16 protein-coding genes, 3 tRNA genes and 1 pseudogene are annotated in these 18,239 nt (G+C 31.3%); 16 read left to right on the top strand and 4 right to left on the bottom strand.

Annotation, left to right across the window (positions count from 1 at the left end):
- The first annotated feature begins 18 nt into the window (after positions 1 to 18).
- From AXE80_RS11945 to AXE80_RS11935, 3 genes are all read left to right on the top strand, one after another.
- Positions 19 to 1,236 (top strand): tetratricopeptide repeat protein, encoded by a 1,218-nt coding sequence (locus AXE80_RS11945; protein ID WP_068827623.1) that lies wholly within the window; start codon positions 19 to 21, stop codon positions 1,234 to 1,236.
- A 137-nt stretch (positions 1,237 to 1,373) separates the two neighbouring features.
- Positions 1,374 to 2,069 carry a CoA transferase subunit A gene (locus AXE80_RS11940; protein ID WP_068827618.1) on the top strand — a complete coding sequence of 232 codons (696 nt, stop codon included), beginning with the start codon at positions 1,374 to 1,376 and terminating at the stop codon, positions 2,067 to 2,069.
- A gap of 3 nt (positions 2,070 to 2,072) precedes the next feature.
- Positions 2,073 to 2,726, top strand: coding sequence for a 3-oxoacid CoA-transferase subunit B (locus AXE80_RS11935; protein ID WP_068827617.1), 654 nt, complete (start codon positions 2,073 to 2,075; stop codon positions 2,724 to 2,726).
- Here the strand turns inward: AXE80_RS11935 and AXE80_RS11930 are convergent.
- Entirely contained in the window at positions 2,719 to 3,489 is a 771-nt protein-coding gene (locus AXE80_RS11930) for a C40 family peptidase (RefSeq protein WP_068827615.1), read from the bottom strand. The genes AXE80_RS11935 and AXE80_RS11930 overlap by 8 nt on opposite strands.
- A gap of 20 nt (positions 3,490 to 3,509) precedes the next feature.
- On the bottom strand, positions 3,510 to 4,688 hold the full coding sequence (locus AXE80_RS11925) for an acetyl-CoA C-acyltransferase (protein WP_068827613.1): 1,179 nt from the start codon (positions 4,686 to 4,688) through the stop codon (positions 3,510 to 3,512).
- Positions 4,689 to 4,762: 74 nt separating this feature from the next.
- On the opposite strand from AXE80_RS11925, the gene AXE80_RS11920 reads away from it, so the two are divergent.
- The 3 genes from AXE80_RS11920 to AXE80_RS11910 all read left to right on the top strand — a co-directional run bounded on the left by AXE80_RS11920 (position 4,763) and on the right by AXE80_RS11910 (position 7,083).
- Positions 4,763 to 6,823 (top strand): HD family phosphohydrolase, encoded by a 2,061-nt coding sequence (locus AXE80_RS11920; protein WP_068827611.1) that lies wholly within the window; start codon positions 4,763 to 4,765, stop codon positions 6,821 to 6,823.
- Positions 6,824 to 6,903: 80 nt separating this feature from the next.
- Positions 6,904 to 6,987, top strand: a tRNA-Ser gene (locus tag AXE80_RS11915).
- Positions 6,988 to 7,008: 21 nt separating this feature from the next.
- Positions 7,009 to 7,083, top strand: a tRNA-Pro gene (locus AXE80_RS11910).
- Between the two features lie 83 nt (positions 7,084 to 7,166).
- Here the strand turns inward: AXE80_RS11910 and AXE80_RS11905 are convergent.
- Positions 7,167 to 8,438: a purple acid phosphatase family protein gene (locus AXE80_RS11905; protein ID WP_068827609.1), complete on the bottom strand. Its 1,272-nt coding sequence runs from the start codon at positions 8,436 to 8,438 to the stop codon at positions 7,167 to 7,169.
- A 313-nt stretch (positions 8,439 to 8,751) separates the two neighbouring features.
- Here AXE80_RS11905 and AXE80_RS11900 point away from each other — a divergent pair, with 313 nt between their 5' ends.
- The gene (locus AXE80_RS11900; RefSeq protein WP_068827607.1) at positions 8,752 to 10,401 is read left to right on the top strand and encodes a solute:sodium symporter family transporter; all 1,650 of its coding nucleotides are present in this window, start codon (positions 8,752 to 8,754) and stop codon (positions 10,399 to 10,401) included.
- A gap of 218 nt (positions 10,402 to 10,619) precedes the next feature.
- A tRNA-Arg gene (locus AXE80_RS11895) sits at positions 10,620 to 10,693 on the top strand.
- Between the two features lie 87 nt (positions 10,694 to 10,780).
- Here the strand turns inward: AXE80_RS11895 and AXE80_RS11890 are convergent.
- A complete protein-coding gene (locus tag AXE80_RS11890; RefSeq protein WP_068827605.1) occupies positions 10,781 to 11,812 on the bottom strand; it encodes a LacI family DNA-binding transcriptional regulator in 1,032 nt (343 codons plus the stop codon).
- 182 nt (positions 11,813 to 11,994) lie between these two features.
- Here AXE80_RS11890 and AXE80_RS14405 point away from each other — a divergent pair.
- The 8 genes and pseudogenes from AXE80_RS14405 to AXE80_RS11850 form a co-directional block, all read left to right on the top strand.
- Positions 11,995 to 12,123 (top strand): annotated as a pseudogene (locus AXE80_RS14405) (alcohol dehydrogenase); the annotation flags it as partial.
- A 118-nt stretch (positions 12,124 to 12,241) separates the two neighbouring features.
- On the top strand, positions 12,242 to 13,276 hold the full coding sequence (locus AXE80_RS11880; RefSeq protein WP_068827601.1) for a sugar kinase: 1,035 nt from the start codon (positions 12,242 to 12,244) through the stop codon (positions 13,274 to 13,276).
- 84 nt (positions 13,277 to 13,360) lie between these two features.
- Entirely contained in the window at positions 13,361 to 14,029 is a 669-nt protein-coding gene (locus tag AXE80_RS11875) for a bifunctional 4-hydroxy-2-oxoglutarate aldolase/2-dehydro-3-deoxy-phosphogluconate aldolase (protein ID WP_068827599.1), read from the top strand.
- Positions 14,030 to 14,357: 328 nt separating this feature from the next.
- On the top strand, positions 14,358 to 15,194 hold the full coding sequence (locus tag AXE80_RS11870; protein ID WP_068827597.1) for an amidohydrolase family protein: 837 nt from the start codon (positions 14,358 to 14,360) through the stop codon (positions 15,192 to 15,194).
- 76 nt (positions 15,195 to 15,270) lie between these two features.
- On the top strand, positions 15,271 to 16,605 hold the full coding sequence (fucP, locus tag AXE80_RS11865) for an L-fucose:H+ symporter permease (protein ID WP_068827595.1): 1,335 nt from the start codon (positions 15,271 to 15,273) through the stop codon (positions 16,603 to 16,605).
- On the top strand, positions 16,606 to 16,941 hold the full coding sequence (locus AXE80_RS11860; protein WP_068827593.1) for an L-rhamnose mutarotase: 336 nt from the start codon (positions 16,606 to 16,608) through the stop codon (positions 16,939 to 16,941).
- 145 nt (positions 16,942 to 17,086) lie between these two features.
- Positions 17,087 to 17,533: a hypothetical protein gene (locus AXE80_RS11855; protein ID WP_068827591.1), complete on the top strand. Its 447-nt coding sequence runs from the start codon at positions 17,087 to 17,089 to the stop codon at positions 17,531 to 17,533.
- Positions 17,534 to 17,687: 154 nt separating this feature from the next.
- Positions 17,688 to 18,125: a 4-fold beta flower protein gene (locus AXE80_RS11850; protein WP_068827589.1), complete on the top strand. Its 438-nt coding sequence runs from the start codon at positions 17,688 to 17,690 to the stop codon at positions 18,123 to 18,125.
- Positions 18,126 to 18,239 lie beyond the last annotated feature (114 nt).

Genomic DNA, 18,239 nt, shown 5'->3' with positions numbered 1-18,239 from the left:
AATATAAATAATAAAGAGATGAAAAAAATAACAACATTAATATTATCTGTTAGTGTTTCTTTTTCTGTATTAGCACAGAAAAAGGAGTTAAAAAATGTAGAGAAATTAATTAAGCGTTCTGATTTTACTCAAGCGGCAGAAGGCATTAAGGGATTAGAACCTATGGTAAAAGATACTCAGTATGAGTCTTATTACTACTTTTTGTTGGGGAAAGTTTATTTTGGAGATGAAACTACAAAAGAAAAAGATTATCAAACAGCAGCAATTAATTTTTATAAAACGTTAGAAGTAGAGTCTAGAGTAGGAAAAGAAAAATATTCTGAAAAAGCAGTTAACTACCTTAATAACATTTCTGATGATTATTATAAAAAAATAAATAAGTTCTTAAAGCAAGAGGATTATAAAAAAACAGGGGACTTGTATGAGGCATTGTATAAAACTCAACCAGGTCGTAAAGATCTTTTAGACTTGTTGCTTTACTGTCGTTTAACTTCTAAAGATTATTCAGAGGCTGCTAAAATTCTTGAAAAGTCTTTAAAGTTATTAGGAGATGTTAGTTTTAATGCTGTTAATAAACATACTCTAAAAAACAATGAATTCTTTAAAAAAGAAGATAGAGATAAGGCTGTAAAAATAGGAACTCATATTTCTCCAAGTGAAGCGAAGGTTGATAAAAAAGTTCGTATAGAATACTATAGCAACTTGGTTGGTATTTATGATCAACAAGAGAACTTTGAAAAAGAAATGGTAAAGCTTAAGGAAGCTAAAAAAGAATTCCCTAAACATGTACCTTTCTATGAAAATTACGCAGCAGTTATTTATAAAACAGGAGATAAAGAGGCTTATATAAGTGCTTTAGAAGAGGTTTTAGAGTTAACACCAGAGAATAAAAACTCATGGTATAATTTAGGGGTTATCTCTCAAGATTTAGGTAATTCAGAAAAAGCTTCTGCAGCTTATGACAAGGTAATTGAATTAGATCCTAATTATGTAAATGCATATATTAACAAAGGTTTGATTATTATGTCTGAAGAAAAATCGTTGATAAAAGAATTGAATGCTAACAGAGGTACTAAAAAATACGGTGTAATTAAAGACCGTTTGACTGATATGTATACTAAATCCATTCCATTTTTTGAAAAAGCTTATAGCTTAAAAAAAGATGAAGGTGTTAAATCTACATTAAAAGGATTGTATAATTCTATTGGAGAAACTAAAAAAGCAGCAGCTTTATAGTAGAGTCTAAAATATATTTAAAGTAAAAAACCTCAGTAATCACAATTACTGAGGTTTTTTGTTCTTAAGTCAAAAGAGAATTGTTGTGCAAATAAGCACTATATTTCTTATATTTAAGTAAACTCAATTTTTTTAAAATGATATCCAAAAAAGTAGATTCAGTTCAAGAAGCTTTAGAAGGAATTACTAACGGAATGACTCTTTTAGTAGGAGGGTTTGGTCTTTGCGGTATTCCTGAAAATAGTATTGCAGAATTGGTAAGACTTAATGTTAAAGAGCTTACTTGTTTTTCTAATAATGCTGGAGTTGATGATTTTGGTTTAGGTTTATTACTAAAAAAACATCAAGTAAAAAAAATGGTTTCTTCTTATGTGGGAGAAAATCATGAATTTGAAAGACAGATGTTGAATAATGAGATTGAGGTGGAGTTAATTCCACAAGGAACTTTAGCAGAAAGGTGTAGATCTGCTAAAATGGGAATTCCTGCTTTTTTTACCCCAGCCGGAGTAGGAACAGAGGTGGCTGAGGGAAAAGAAGTAAGAACGTTTAATGGAAAACAGTATTTGTTAGAATATGCAACAAATGCAGATTTTGCTTTAATTAAAGCGTGGAAAGGAGATGAAGCAGGGAATATTATTTTTAAAGGAACAGCAAGAAACTTTAATCAAGCCATGTGTGGTGCTGCTAAAATAAATGTGGTAGAGGTAGAAGAGTTAGTTGCTGTAGGAGAATTAAATCCAAATGAAATTCATGTTCCAGGAGTTTTTGTTCAGCGTATTTTCCAAGGTAATAAATATGAAAAACGAATTGAAAAATTAACCATATCAGAATAAAAAATGCTTACAAAAGAACAAATAGCACAACGTATTTCTAAAGAATTACAAGATGGTTTTTATGTAAATTTAGGAATTGGAATTCCAACTCTTGTGGCTAATTACGTCCCAAAAAATATTAATGTAGAATTCCAAAGTGAAAATGGAGTTTTGGGTATGGGGCCTTTTCCTACAAAAGAGCAAGTAGATGCTGATTTGATTAATGCAGGAAAACAAACCATTACAACCTTACCTGGAGCCTCTTTTTTTGATTCGGAATTAAGTTTTGGTATGATTAGAGGTCAGCATATTGATTTAACTGTTTTAGGAGCTATGGAAGTTTCTCAAAATGGAGATATTGCCAATTGGAAAATTCCGGGTAAAATGGTAAAAGGTATGGGAGGTGCTATGGATTTAGTGGCGAGTGCTGAAAATATTATTGTTGCTATGATGCATACCAACAGAGCAGGGGAATCAAAATTACTAAAACAATGTAGTTTGCCTTTAACTGGTGTTGGTTGTGTAAAAACAATTGTAACCAATTTAGGATTGTTGACTATAGAGAATGGAAAATTTTTGTTAAAAGAAACGGCTCCAGAAGTTGGTGTGGAATATATTAAAAGTGTTACGGAAGGAGAATTATTAGTTTCTCCAAATTGTAAAACAATGCTTATATAATCTTTTTAATTACCCTAAGTTTATGCGTATGTCTTTTAGTATCTACGTTGTAAATTCCCAAATGATCTAAGCGATCAATTCTTACTTTTCCGTGGGCATGAATAATGTAATTATCAGCCATCATAATACCAACGTGGATAATGTTTCCTTCATCATTATCAAAAAAGGCTAAATCACCAGGTTCGCTTTCTTCAATAAAACTTAAAACTTCTCCTTGGGTAGCCTGATCTTTAGCATCTCTTTTTAAAGGGTAACCGTTTAGTTTGTATACCAGTTGCGTTAGTCCAGAACAATCAATTCCAAAAGGAGTTTTTCCTCCCCACAAATAAGGTGTGTTTAAAAACTGTAAAGCTGTGGAAACAATATTTTCTTTTGGTTGCTGATTAGAAATTACCTCTCCTTCAAAGGCAAATTTTTCTTCACCAATTAAAAATTGTTCTTCTTTGTAAAAAGGTAAATGTGAACCGATAACGATATTGGTAAGTAATTGTTGTTGGTTTTCTCCAAAATTGATGATATCACTTGATAAATAAATTGGAGATTTATCTATTTTGGTGTAATCTTCTAAAGAAATGAGTAAGAATTGTTTGTTATCAATCCATCCTTCATAACCATCATAGGCCAAACGGATTTTACTCCATTTGTTTCTAATTTCTAAGACTTTAAAATGTTCGCCTAACAAGACTTGAGAAACCATTTCAGAGGTGTCTGAAGGCTCTAATCTTAAAGGAACAACACTAAGGTTACAAATACCGTAATCCATTGAATATATGAGTAGGCTATCTAAATATTTTTAATAATTATGGCAGTTGCACCCCCGCCACCGTTACAAATAGCTGCAAGTCCATAACCTGCTTGCTGTTGTTTTAAAACATTTATCAAAGAAACAACAATTCTTGCACCTGAGCAACCTAGAGGATGTCCAAGTGATACGGCTCCCCCATTTTTGTTGATTTTGTGCATTGGTATTTTAAGTAAGTTAGCATTGGCAATTCCTACCACAGAAAAAGCTTCGTTTAGTTCAAAATAATCAATATCAGTAAGTTGTAAGTTGGCCTTTTTAAGAACAGCAGGTATGGCTTTAGCAGGAGCAGTTGTAAATAATTCAGGACTTGTTGAAGCATCTTCATAAGCAATAATTTCTGCTAAAGGTTTTAGGTTTAAAACTTTTGCCTTTTCTTCGGACATTATTAATAATACAGCAGCACCATCATTTAAAGTTGAAGCATTGGCGGCAGTTACTGTACCCTCTTTAGAGAAAACTGGTTTTAGTAACGGAAACTTTTCGGGTTTAAAATTCAAAAACTCCTCATCTTCGTTAATAATAATTTCATTTCCTCTTTTATCGTGGTAGCTTACAGGAGAAATTTCGTTTCTAAATTTTCCCTCCTGATTCGCGTTAATTGATTTTTGATAAGATTGTATGGCAAAAGTATCTTGTTCTTCTCTAGAAATATGATGTGTTTTTGCACAATTATCACCACATACTCCCATGTGATTTTGGTCGTAGACATTAGTTAAACCATCTTGTAAAATTCCGTCATGTAAAGTTTGGTTCCCAAGTTTAGTTCCTGTTCTTAATGTTGAATAATGTGGAACTAAAGACATATTTTCCATTCCGCCCACAAGTACAATTTCCCTATCATTGGCTTTAATGGCTTGTGCTCCCATAGTAATGGCTTTCATTCCAGAAGCACAAACTTTATTAATGGTAGTACAAGGGATGTCATCTTTTAAACCAGCGTATTTTGCAGCTTGTTTTGCAGGAGCTTGTCCTAATCCTGCTTGAAGAACATTTCCTAAGTAAACTTCTTCTATTAAATGATAAGGAATGTTAATTTCATCTAAGGTTCCTTTAATAGCTGCTGCGGCTAGTTTTGGAGCAGTAACAGTTGATAAACTTCCTAAAAATGATCCGATGGGCGTTCTTTTTGCAGAAACAATAACAATTTTTTTAGACATGATGAAAACAGGTTAAGCGTACTTTGAATTTACAAAAATTAATTGTTTATTTTTGATAAACATCAAAATCACTAATGAAGAATATCATTAACCGCATATATCAAAATCAATCTATTATTTACAAAGTTTTTCTATTTGTATTAGTAGTCTTTTCTATTGTTTATTTTTTTCCAAAAGGAGGTAAGTTTAAGTACGAGTTTCAAAAAGGAAAACCTTGGCAATACGAAAACTTGTTAGCTCCCTTTGACTTTGCTATTCAAAAAACAGAAGCAGAAATCAATAAAGAAAAAAATGAATTGATTAAAAATTCAAATATCTATTTTGAATACAAGGGAGATGTTGAGACTGAGGTGAAAAAAAAGTTTGATACCTATTATGATGAAGTCATATTAAACAAGGGATTAAAGAAAGAATTTGAAACCTCTATTTATAAAAAAACTGCAGATGATTTAATCACTTTTATATATGATTTAGGTTTTGTTGATATAAGTGTAAAAGATGAATATGCTGCAGATAAATCTATCTTTTTAAGAAAACAGCAAGAGGTTAGTGAAATGTATTATGGGAGATTAATTACTCCTAGAGAATTATTACCATTGATTAATTCAACGTTGAATAATCAAATGAATTATGCTTATAAAAGTGTTATCACTAATATTTTAACCGAAGTTTTAGTTCCCAATGTATTTTTTGATAAGGAATTTACAGAAAAGGATTTGACAGAAATGTTGAGTACTATTTCTTATACCAAAGGAAAAATATCTGCTAAAGAATTAATAATTGCCAGAGGTGATATTGTTGAGGGTAGAAAATTAGAAGTGCTAAATTCTTTAAAACAAGAATATAAATCTCAAATCTGGACAAAAAAGAATTATGCATGGATTTTAGTTGGTTACATTATTTTGGTGTCATTAGCTATGGGAATGTTAATGTTGTTCTTGTATTTAGATAGAAAAGAAATTTTTGAAAACAATACTCAAGTCACCTTTATTTTTCTAAATGTTTTATTGATGGTTTTTTTAGAAACGCTAATCATAAAACAACATACAGATTATTTATATGTAGTACCTATTTGTATTTTACCTATTGTAATGAAAGCATTTTTTGATGCTCGTGTAGCGATGTTTTCATATCTATTGATGGTTTTGATGCTTGGGTTTGTAGTGCCAAATAGTTTTGAGTATATCTATTTACAAACCATTGCTGGTTTTATTACTATTTTAACGGTTTCTGATATTCATAAAAGGGGAAATTTATTTATTTCTGTAATTAAAATTACCCTAGTTTATATGCTAACTTATTTGGCTTTTTACATTATTCACGAAGGAGGTATTAGTCAAATTAACAGTAGTTATTTTGTTTTGTTTGCTCTAAATGGAGTACTGTCCTTTTTGTCTGTATTTTTAATTTGGTTGTACGAAAAGTTATTTGGATTGGTGTCTGATATTACTTTATTAGAATTGTCTAACACAAATAGTGTATTGTTAAGAGAATTGAATGAAAAAGCTCCAGGAACTTTTCAGCATTCTATGCAGGTAGCAAATTTAGCAGAGGCTGCAGCAAATGCTATTAATGCTAATGTAATGTTGGTTAGAACAGGAGCATTGTATCATGATATAGGAAAAATGTTAAATCCATTCTATTTTACAGAAAATCAATCTACAGGAGTAAACCCTCATAATGAATTACCGGCAAAAGACAGTGCAAAAATTATTATAGGTCATGTTACCGAGGGAATTGAATTGGCTAAAAAACAAAGGTTACCAGATAGAATTATTGATTTTATCAGAACTCATCATGGAACAAGTTTGGTGTATTATTTTTATAAAAAGGAATTAGAAGCCAATCCAGAAAATGTTAACATAGAAGATTTTAGATATCCTGGACCTATTCCTTTTTCTAAAGAAACTTCAATTTTAATGATGTGTGATGCTGCCGAAGCTGCTTCAAAAAGTTTAACGGAACCAACGGCTACTGCAATTGATGAGTTAATTGAAAAGATTATAGAAAAACAAAAGGCTGAAGGGCAATTTTTAAACGCAAATATTACCTTAAAAGAAATTGAAAGTGTAAAGAAAGTGATTAAGAAAAAGCTTAAAAATATCTATCACGTAAGGATTGAGTACCCAGAGTAAAAAAAACTCAAAAAAAGGTTGCAAGCATTTAACTAAACATATATATTTGCACTCGCAAAAGAAAGTAGTTATATACTTTTGGAGAGGTGCCAGAGTGGTAATGGAGCAGATTGCTAATCTGTCGACGGGTAACTGTCGCCAGGGTTCGAATCCCTGTCTCTCCGCAATTTTTAAAGATGGCTTTTCGGGGTGTAGCGTAGCCCGGTCATCGCGCCTCGTTTGGGACGAGGAGGTCGCAGGTTCGAATCCTGCCACCCCGACAAAATCTAAAGACTAGATTTTATTAAAAACACCGATTATTTTTATAATCGGTGTTTTTTTATGTGTTGTTAATAACTAAGTTTTAATTTTTAGTTATTGAAAAAGTATCAAATGTTTCTCCAGTGTATGAGTTGATCCCTTTAAAAATTAGTTTTTTATGATTAATGGAAATCAATCCAAAACTTGGTACGTGTTCTGAATGTGCTACAATACTTCCGTCCTTACAGTTTTCAGGGTTGCTTGGATCTGCTTTCCATTTTTTGTTAATTTTTCCTCCAGCTCCAATCGTGATTGAAATAAATCTGTTTTTTAAATTGTTGTAGTTAGATTGGTTGTTAATAGTGTTATCAACGTTACCAAATTCATCATAAGCCTTTAAGCGTTCGTAGGTATGTGCATGTCCATTTAATACCAAATCTACTTTGTTGTTAGCAAATACAGTGTATAAAGATTTTACGTGTTCATAGTCATTTTTGTAAGTACAACTTTTACCATTGTGGTGTAAATAAACAATAATCCAATCAAAAGAATTTTTGTTTTCTTTTAAAGTTTGTTTTAACCAAGCTAGTTGCTCTTCAATTTGATAAAAACCTCCATCACTTGAGTCTAATCCTATAAATAAAGTATTGGAATAAGAAAAACTATAATAATGTTCGTTTCCAGGTAAAGACCATTCTTTTTCAAAGTTCTTTTCAGGATCAGACAACCAATCGTGGTTTCCTGCTACCGGGTAGAAAGGAATGTTTTTAAAAACTTCTTGAAAGGGTTTAAATAAGTGATTGTCATAATTTTTACTTTCACCTTTTGGATATACAATATCACCCAATCCTAATCCAAAGTCAGGTTTTTGGTTTAATTCAGTAATTCTTGTTGCTGGTTCTATAGCAAAACTTTGTCCTTCTTTAGCACCAATATCACCTAAAGCATAAAAAGTAAACGCCTTGTTTTTATGATTTGGAGCAGTTGTAAAATGATAATCCTTACCACTAGCTAATAAGTGTCCGTTAGAGTATATGCTATAAGTATAGGTAGTTGATGGTTTTAGATTGGTTAAGACCACTTCGTTAAATTTATTTCCTTCGTGATTTACCAAGCTACCTTTAACAACTTTTTTGTTTTGTTTATCGATTTGATTAAATACTACTAAACAATTATCTGCTAAGTCATTGGTTTTCCATGTAATGGTAGTTGTAGTAGGTCTAACCATTTGTAAATAGGGTTGACGTAACAACAAAGGTTTTTCTCCTGTACTTGTAATGGCAATATTATCTGCTTTTTTATTTTTTACTTCTCCTGTAGATTTACAGGCTGATAAAGTAATAGAAATGATAAAGAGTAAAATGATGTTTTTCATAATAGGGGTTGAATTAAATGAGATGAAATAAAATAAAATACTTCAAAAATGATGAAGATAAAATTAAATATAAATAAGCTAAATTTTATAGAGTAATTTAAGAAAGTGATTTTTTAGTTTTGCATTTGTTTAGATATTGAAAGGAGTCATTAGGGTAGAAAACAATAAGTTGTAGTAAATAAACATAGAAATTTATTGTTTATAAAGGCTAGTAAGGAAGTAAATCGGACACAACTTTTAAATTTAGTATAGTGTAATCACAAGAAGTTTGTAAATTACCTGTTTAAATACAAATCCAAAATAAACTATAATTATGGGAATTATGTCTTTCGCTGCATTTACGTTATTGGTGGCGGTTATTTCATATTGGTCTACAAGAAAAACCGATGAAACATCATCAGAGGGGTATTTTCTTGGTGGACGAAGTTTAACAGGTCCTGTAATTGCTGGGTCTTTGTTGCTTACCAATTTATCAACAGAACAAATTGTTGGTATGAATGGAATTGCTTTTAGCGAAGGAATTCTTATTATGGCTTATGAAGTATTGGCTGCCATTGCTATTGTTTTTACAGCTTTGGTTTTGTTGCCTAGGTATTTAAAAGGAGGAATTGCTACCATACCTCAGTTTTTAGAAACAAGATATGGTAAGTCTACTAGAGCATTAGTTTCAGTTTTGTTTTTATTTGGATATGCAATTTCAATGCTACCAACAGTGCTGTATTCAGGGGCATTGGCTATCAATACGATGTTTGATATTCCTCAGATGATAAATATGAGTGATGAATCTGCTTTATGGGTTACTGTTTGGGGAATAGGAATTATTGGTAGTATTTATGCCATTTTTGGAGGTCTTAAAGCAGTAGCGGTTTCAGATTCGATTAATGCTGTAGGATTGATTATAGGAGGTTCTTTAATTCCGATTTTTGGACTTTTGTATGTAGGAGATGGGAGTGTTTTTGAGGGGATGAATACTTTAACAACTAATTTACCTGAAAAGTTTAAGATCATAGGAGGAGAATTTTCATCTGTACCCTTTGCAACATTATTTACAGGGATGTTAATTGTTAATTTTTATTATTGGGGTACCAATCAAGCAATTATTCAGCGTGCTTTGGGAGCCAAAAATTTGGTGGAAGGGCAAAAAGGATTGTGTTTGGCTGCTTTTATTAAAATATTAGGGCCGTTTATTGTAGTCTTACCAGGGATTATTGCTTTTCAAATTTTTAATGGAGATTTAGGGAATGCAGATCAGGCATATCCAATGTTGGTTAAAAAGGTATTGCCGGTTTCTATGATTGGTTTTTTTGCAGCAGTATTGTTTGGAGCTATTTTAAGTTCATTTAACAGTGCTTTAAATAGTTCTGTTACTTTGTTTGGGTTGGATGTTTATAAAGAATATATCAATAAGGATGCAAATGAAATAAAAGTTGTTAGAGCAGGGAAAACATTCGGAATGGTACTAGCCTTGTTGTCTATGACAATTGCTCCTTTGTTGTATGGAGTAGAAGGAGGAATTTTTAATTATTTACAAGAGTTAAATGGTTCTTATAGTGTGCCAATTCTTGCAATTATATTAATTGGGTATTTTACTAAAAGAGTACCTAAAATTGCTGCAAACGTTGCAATTGTTTTTGGGGTAGGAGTGTATTTAATTTCGTTGTACTTAATTAAGCCGATGATGATTAGTGCTGCTTTGACCGAAGCAGCGATGTCTGGAATTATTGATGAAAAAGCTTTAGCGGTTATTAAAATGGAAGCCTTTCCACACTTTTTACATATTATGGGATTGATCTTTGTAATTATAGTTGTCACCATGTTAATTGTGGGTAAATTAAAACCAAGAGAAGAAGATTACGTTCAGCTTTATACCAAACAAGTAGACATTACTCCATGGAAATATGCAAAGCTTGCCGGAGGTGGTATTTGTGGGTTAGTTGTACTTATCTATATTTATTTTACTTAGACAATCACTGGTAGAGAATTTGTTGGTTTTGAGATTGTTAAAAAAGTATTTACAAGTATGGTTTTTTGTTGAATTTCTCATTTAAATTAAATGTGAAAAAAAAGTCAATTTTATTTTTAAATATATTAATAGAAGTTATATATTTGCATCCCGTAAAGGAAAACAAGTTGTTGTTCTTTTTTACTTAGTTCATAAAAAAAATAGATTTAAAAATACTAGGTGGCATAGCTCAGCTGGATAGAGCACCTGCCTTCTAAGCAGGCGGTCGAAGGTTCGAATCCTTCTGCCATCACATAAAGACTTGTTAATCATTTGATTTTCAGGTCTTTTTTGTTTTTAATAGGTTTCGTTTCTCAAAACTTTAGTTAAGATTTAGGTTTTAAGCTTCCTTTCTATTAGAGGAATCTCTAATAATCAGCTCAGCATTTAAGATGTTTTTGGTTAAAACAGGTTTCCAATTTTTGTCGTTTACTCGTTTTAAAAACTGTTTGGCAACTAGTTTTCCAATTTTTTTGTTGTGTTGAGAAATACTTGTGATGCTTGGTTTTACTAAAGAAGTAAAAGGTTCGTTGTTAAATCCTACCAAGGCTATTTCTTGAGGAACTTTAATATTGTGTTCTTGTAAAACTTGGAGCGCTCCAAGTGCAGCATAATCTCCAGCTGCATAAATAGCATCAGGTCTGTTATTTAGTTTTAGTAATTCTTGGGTAATTTCTCTACCGTTCTCAATAGTTAAACTACTTTCTTTAATCAAATCTTTATCTAAAGGTAAATTGTGATTAGCCAAAGCATCAACATAACCTCTAATTCTGTTTTTGTAAATTCTTGTCTGACTCAATCCGGCTAAGTGCGCAATTCTTTTGCAGCCTTGTTCAACAAGATGTTTTACCACTAGTCCACTACTTTCGTAGTCGTCAATCCCAACATAATCTACGCCAATGTCGTTTTCTCCTCTGTCGTATAAGATTAATGGAATTCCTTTCGATTTTATTTTTTCATAATGACTAAAATCAACCGTTTCATTAGTTAAGGAAGCAATAATTCCATCAACCTGTGTTTGTAATAAGGTTTGAATATTTCTACATTCTTTTTCGTAGGACTCGTTAGATTGAGTAATGATTAGATTATAACCTTCTTTATTTAATTCATTTTCTATACTCTCTACAACTGTAGAAAAGAAATAACTATTTGTTTTAGGAACAATTACACCTACCAAATTACTTTTTCCACTTCTTAAAGCAGAGGCTAATTGGTTGGGTTGATACTCTAGTTCTAAGGCCACCTTTTTAACAGCTTCTTTGGTTTTATCACTTATTCTTGGGTGATTATTTAAAGCTCTTGAAACTGCTGAGGGTGTGATTTTTAAAACATTAGCAATATCTTTTATGGTAGTTTTTCTTTTATTTTTCAAAATATTACTTATATTTGGTCAATCGTTTGAACAAATGTAATTATTCTAATTGTTTTATTCAATATATAGGGTATTTAATGTGCTAAAATTGTAAAATTAATAATTGATGTTTTTTCGATTGTTAATTTTTTTAGTCCGTTTGTTCAAACGTTTGAACAACAGATATAAATCTAAAAAATAAGATGAAATATATAGTTTGTGAAGAGCCAGGAAAGTTTTTATTAAAGGAAAAAGAAGCTCCTGTTCGTAAAGAGAAAGAAGCCTTATTAAGAGTGAAAAAAGTAGGAATCTGTGGAACAGATTTACATGCTACAGAAATGATAGAAAACTTTGATAGTTGGACAAAACCAGCTACGGGAGTAATTAAGGCAACTGTAGATTTTAGCTAAAAAAAGATTAACCAAAACGAAACTAAAAATAATAATAATCATGTTTTCAAAAAAACATAAAGTGATCACCTTTGGTGAGATTCTGGGAAGATTATCTCCTCCCAATCACCTAAGGTTTAGTCAAGCCAGCTCTTTAGAGGTTATCTATGGAGGTGGAGAGTTTAATGTAGCGGCTTCTTTAGCTAACTACGGAATTAGAGCTCAGTTTATTTCAGCTGTTCCAGACAATGCTATTGGAGATTGTGTACTTCAAAGTATTAGGAGTAGAAACGTAGGAGCTAAATATATTTTAAGACAAGGAAATAGATTAGGCTTGTATTTTCTAGAACACGGAGCTTCTGGTAGAAACAGTGCTGTTGTGTACGATAGAGCAAATTCTGCAATGTCCGAAGTAAAACCTGGTCAATTTGATTGGGATATGATCTTTAAAGGAGCTACTTGGTTCCATTGGAGTGGTATAACACCAGCTTTATCACAATCTGCAGCAGATACTTGTTTAGAAGCTGTTAAAGCTGCTGCTGAAAGGGGGTTAACTATTTCTACAGACTTAAATTACCGAAGCAAGTTGTGGAAATACGGAAAACAACCTAAAGAAATTATGCCTGAGTTGTTAAAGTATAGCAATGTTATTTTAGCAGATGTAGATACCGCTATGTTTATGCTAGGAAAAGCTAAAATCAATCCTGATTATAGCAAAGACGATGAGGTTAAAATGTTGTTTGATAAAATTATAGAGTTGTTACCAAACGTGCATACCATTGGTATGACCTTTAGAAACTCTGTAAATGCCTCTCATCAAAGAATAGGAGGTTTATTGTATAAAGACAATCAATTATATAGAGCAAGAATTAACGAAATATCACCTGTGGTAGATAGAGTAGGAACAGGAGATGCATTTATGGGTGGTTTGCTTTATGGTTTAATAGAATATAAAGACGATTTACAAAAAGCAGTAGCTTTTGCTACATCTGCATGTGTAATTAAGCACACTATTTTTGGAGATGTAAATAGAGCTTCTAAGCAAGAAGTTGTTGACTTTATGGAAAGTGACGGATCTGCATTGGTAGATAGGTAATGGTTAGCTGTTTAAGCAAAAAAAACAGTTAATCACATACACAATTAAACAAACAAATAACTAAACGATTAAAATTTTAAAAAGATGGCACAATTTTCAAGAATAGAAGTAGCACAAGTGATGAAAGAAACAGGAATGGTTCCTTTATTTTATCACCCAGATATAGAATTAGGTAAAAAAGTATTAAAAGCTTGTTACGATGGTGGAGCGCGTTTGTTAGAATTTACTGCTAGAGGAGATTTTGCTCACGAGGTTTTTGCTGCATTAACAAAATATGCTATTGCTGAATTACCAGGAATGATTATGGGAGTAGGTTCTATTACAGATGCTGCTGCAGCTTCATTATACATGTCTTTAGGTGCAAACTTTATTGTTACTCCAGTTTTTAGAGAAGATATTGCAATTGCTTGTAACAGACGTAAAGTTGCATGGAACCCAGGATGTGGTACTTTAACGGAAATTGCTAGAGCAGAGGAGTTAGGGTGCGAAATAGTAAAATTATTCCCTGGAAATTTATACGGGCCTAATTTTGTAAAAGGAATTGTTGGGCCACAACCATGGACTTCTATCATGCCAACTGGAGGAGTAACTACTGAAGAAGAAAACTTAAAAGGATGGTTTGATGCTGGTGTTGTTTGTGTTGGAATGGGATCTCAATTAATCAGTAAAAAAGTATTGGCTGATAGAGATTTTGAAGGATTAAAAAAGACTGTAGCTAAAGCTTTAGAAACTATCAAAAAAGTAAGAAGTTAAAACCATAAGTTACTTATGTAGCTTAAAAAATAGTGTTGAAAGTAAGTTGACAAGATTTTACTAAGCACGACTATATTCAAATAATAAAGGCTCTTAATTGTTTAGATTAAGAGCCTTTTTGTATTTATATTATCATGTTGTTTTTATGGAATAAATTCAGAATTTTATAAATAATGTATTTATTTACCAATAAATGTATAATATTTATCATATATTATAAAAAAAGTATCATAAATAAGTTTGTTATATGTTTAGTTTTAAAAGTTAGGAATTTAGATAATTTACTAGACGTATAGAAAGTCTAACATTAATATGTTTGTAGTTAACAATGAAAGATTTAGTAATAGATTCACATCAGCATTTTTGGAAGTACGGCACCGAAAATCACAGTTGGATAGATGATGAAATGGCCATCATTAGAAAAGATTTTTTGCCTACCGATTTAAAAGCAGTTTATCAAGAAAATAATATTGATGGTTGTGTAGCAGTACAAGCCGATCAAACTATTGAAGAAACCAACTTTTTAATTGATTTGGCTACTCAAAACAATTTTATCAAAGGAGTTGTAGGTTGGGTAGATTTTAGAGCCGATGATATTGATGAGGTTTTAAAACACTATAGTCAACATAAAGTAGTAAAGGGATTTCGTCATATTGTACAAGGAGAGTCAGACCCCAATTTTTTATTAAGACCTGATTTTATCAATGGAATTTCTAAGTTAGAAAAATACAATTTTACTTATGATATTTTGGTGTTTCCACATCAACTAGGAGCAGTTTTAGAATTTGTAAAACAATTTCCGAATATCAATTTTGTGATAGATCATATTGCAAAACCTTATATTAAAGATGGTTTTTATGATGGCTGGGCAGTTTTAATGACAGAAATTGGAAAATGCCCAAATGTGTATTGTAAACTTTCTGGTTTGATTACTGAAGCAGATTACAAAAACTGGACAGATGAGCAATTAGAGCCTTATATGGAATTGGTTTTAAAAGCATTTGGTGCTAATAAATTAATGTTTGGTTCCGATTGGCCAGTGTGTTTGGTTGCAGGAAATTATGCACAAGTAAAAAATAGCATTACAAAGTTTATATCAAAATTAAGTTCTCAGGAGCAAGCAGCTATTATGGGAAATAATGCAGCTAAGTTTTATAGTTTATAAGAAATTTATAGCCTTTAAAACAACTGCCATTAAGAATAAATTAGAGTTTTAAATAACCTATTATAAAAAACAATAAATGAGTCAAAGTATTAAAAAACCAATAGTAAGTAAGGAATTATTATTTCCTTTTATCATTATTACTTCTTTGTTTGCCCTTTGGGGAATTGCAAACGATTTAACCAATCCAATGGTTTCTGCCTTTAAAAAAGTAATGCCAGAATTGTCTAATATGCAAGCGTCTTTAGTGCAATTTGCTTTTTATTTTGGATATTTTTTCATGGCTTTACCAGCAGCTTTATTTATCAGAAAATTTAGTTATAAATCAGGAATTATATTAGGACTTTGTTTGTATGCTATTGGTGCTTTTTTGTTTTATCCAGCAGCAGCTTTTCAGGAGTTTAATTACTTTTTGGTGTCCTTATGGGTAATTACTTGTGGTTTGGCATTTTTAGAAACTACTTCTAATCCATTAATCTTAGCTTTAGGAGATTCAGAAACCGCTACACAACGTTTAAATTTAGCACAAGCATTTAATCCTGTTGGATCTTTAATGGGAATGATAGTTGCTCAGCAATTTGTGATTTCTGCATTAAGATCTGATGATAAAGATGAAACAGGAGCTTTGGTTTATGATACTTTGTCTGAGACTGCAAAAGCAGCTGTTCGAGAAAATGATTTGGGAGTAATTAGTGTACCATATATCATTTTAGGATTGGTGGTATTGGTAATTATGGTTATTATTTTTGCTACTAAAATTCCTAAAACAGAAGAAAAAGATAAAATGGAGTTAGGAGCTTCTTTTAAAAAGTTATTTGCAAATAAAAATTATGTAGAAGGAGTTGTAGCACAATCATTTTATGTTGGTGCACAAATTATGTGTTGGACATTTATTTTTCAATATGTAGATAATATCAATACAGGTTTATCAGAAAGTGAAACTTTAACAGCAACTTGGTACAATGTTGCTGCTATGATTATCTTTTTATCAGGTAGATGGATTGGTACTGCTTTAATGAGAACCATGAATCCATCAAGAGTGTTAATGATGTTTGGTGTTGGAGGGGTAATTTGTTGTAGTGGAGCTATTTTGTTACCAGGAACAATTGGTTTATACTCATTAGTTGGTGTTTCTATGTTTATGTCTATTATGTTCCCAACAATTTATGGAATTGCTTTAAAAGATATGGGTGATGAAGCAAAAATTGGGTCTGCAGGATTGGTAATGGCTATTGTAGGTGGGGCTTTAATGCCAGTGTTACAAGGTAGTATTTTAGACTGGGGAGGTTCAGGTTTTGCTGATGTAAAAATATTAGGATATATTCCAGAAGTTAACTTCTCGTTTGTTTTGCCTTTAATTTGTTTGATGGTGGTAACCTTGTATGGATATAGAACGTATAAAAAATCAATATAAATGAGTACAAAAAGATATTGCCTTACTTGTGATTTAAAAGATGATGAAGCATTAATTGCAGAATATAAAGAATATCATAAAAGTGTTTGGCCAGAAATTATTACAAGTATAAAAGAGGCTGGAATTGTAGACATGCAAATTTACTTATCAGGTAATAGAATGTTTATGATTATGGAATGCGATGAAACTTTTGATCCTGTAAAAAAAGCAGAAATGGATGCTAATAACCCAAAAGTGCAAGAATGGGAACAATTAATGTGGAAATATCAACAAGGATTGCCGTGGGCTAAGCCAGGTGAAAAATGGATTGAAATGGAGAAAGTATTTCAGTTGTAAAAAAGGTAAAAGAGTCCTTTTTAATAGTAAAAGCAAAACAAGGATAGTTCTTCGTTTTGCTTTTTTTTGTGATATATTTGAATATCATAGTTTAACGATATTATCTATTTATTCAAAAAGTTAGAGTTGTTAAAAATCATAAAAAATGAAGTTATTTAATTTTACCCGTGTAGTTTCGGTATTAGCTCTTTTTGTGTTGTTGGTGATTTATATATCAACTGGAGGTTTGTCTGATTTATTAGAAGGTCCAGATGGAGAAGATTTAGTTGTGCATATACTTGTGATTATTCCTTTTATGTCTTTTGGTTATGTTTTGACGTACACATTTCTACATGAGAACTGGTACAAGTATGGTTTTTATTTTAATAAAAAAGAGAATGATAAGCCTACTTTTATACATAAAATATTACACAAAAAAACAAATAAAGAAGATGATAATTTGTCTTCTAAAGAAAGATTATTGGTGTCTATAAATAGATATGTTAATTTATTGTATTGGCTGACTGTAATAGTGGTTTCTTTGATAGTGTTGGTTGTTTTTACAGAATACATAGATGAAAATTTTACCGAAAAAACATATAAAAGATATTAGGATGTATTTTTTGTACAATAGCGACACGTTATAGTTGTCGGGAAAATATCGGGAAATAAAAAGTATTAATAGCAAAAAAAAAACTAGCGTTTGCTAGGGGCTTAAAACTTATAAGTTGTCCCACAAGATTTAGAGTATTAGAAAATATAAGACCATGAGAAAAATTATAATTTTATTAGTACTGATATTTAATTTAACCGCTTTAGCTCAAGGAGATATATCTTTATTTAATTCTAAAGGAGATGCAACGGCTTATATCAGTACAGATGATGAGGATTTAACTATTTATTTATGGGGAGGAAAACCAGTTGCTTACTTATATAAGAACAATGGAGAATTTCATGTTTATGGCTTTAACGGAGTTCATTTAGGTTGGTTCATTAATGGTATTGTAAGAAACCATGATGGCAATGCTATGGGTGTAACAAAAGAAGCTACAAGTATGTACACTAACTACGAACCATATAAAGGATATAAAGAATATAAGCCATATAAAAGCTACAGAGAATATGCTCCATACAAACCGTACCTAAGTAGCTCATGGGGATCAATGAATTTTAAGTTGTTTCTTTTACAAGGTATTGATGATTAAAAAAACACTATTAAATTCTATTTAACGTACAATAGCGACACGTTATAGTTCTCGGGAAAATATCGGGAAAGAAAAAGTATTAGTAATAAAAAGGACTATTATTTACTTAAGTAC

Source organism: Wenyingzhuangia fucanilytica (genome assembly GCF_001697185.1).
In the GTDB taxonomy this organism is placed as follows: domain Bacteria; phylum Bacteroidota; class Bacteroidia; order Flavobacteriales; family Flavobacteriaceae; genus Wenyingzhuangia; species Wenyingzhuangia fucanilytica.
This window is presented reverse-complemented; position numbering and strand designations above follow the sequence as displayed.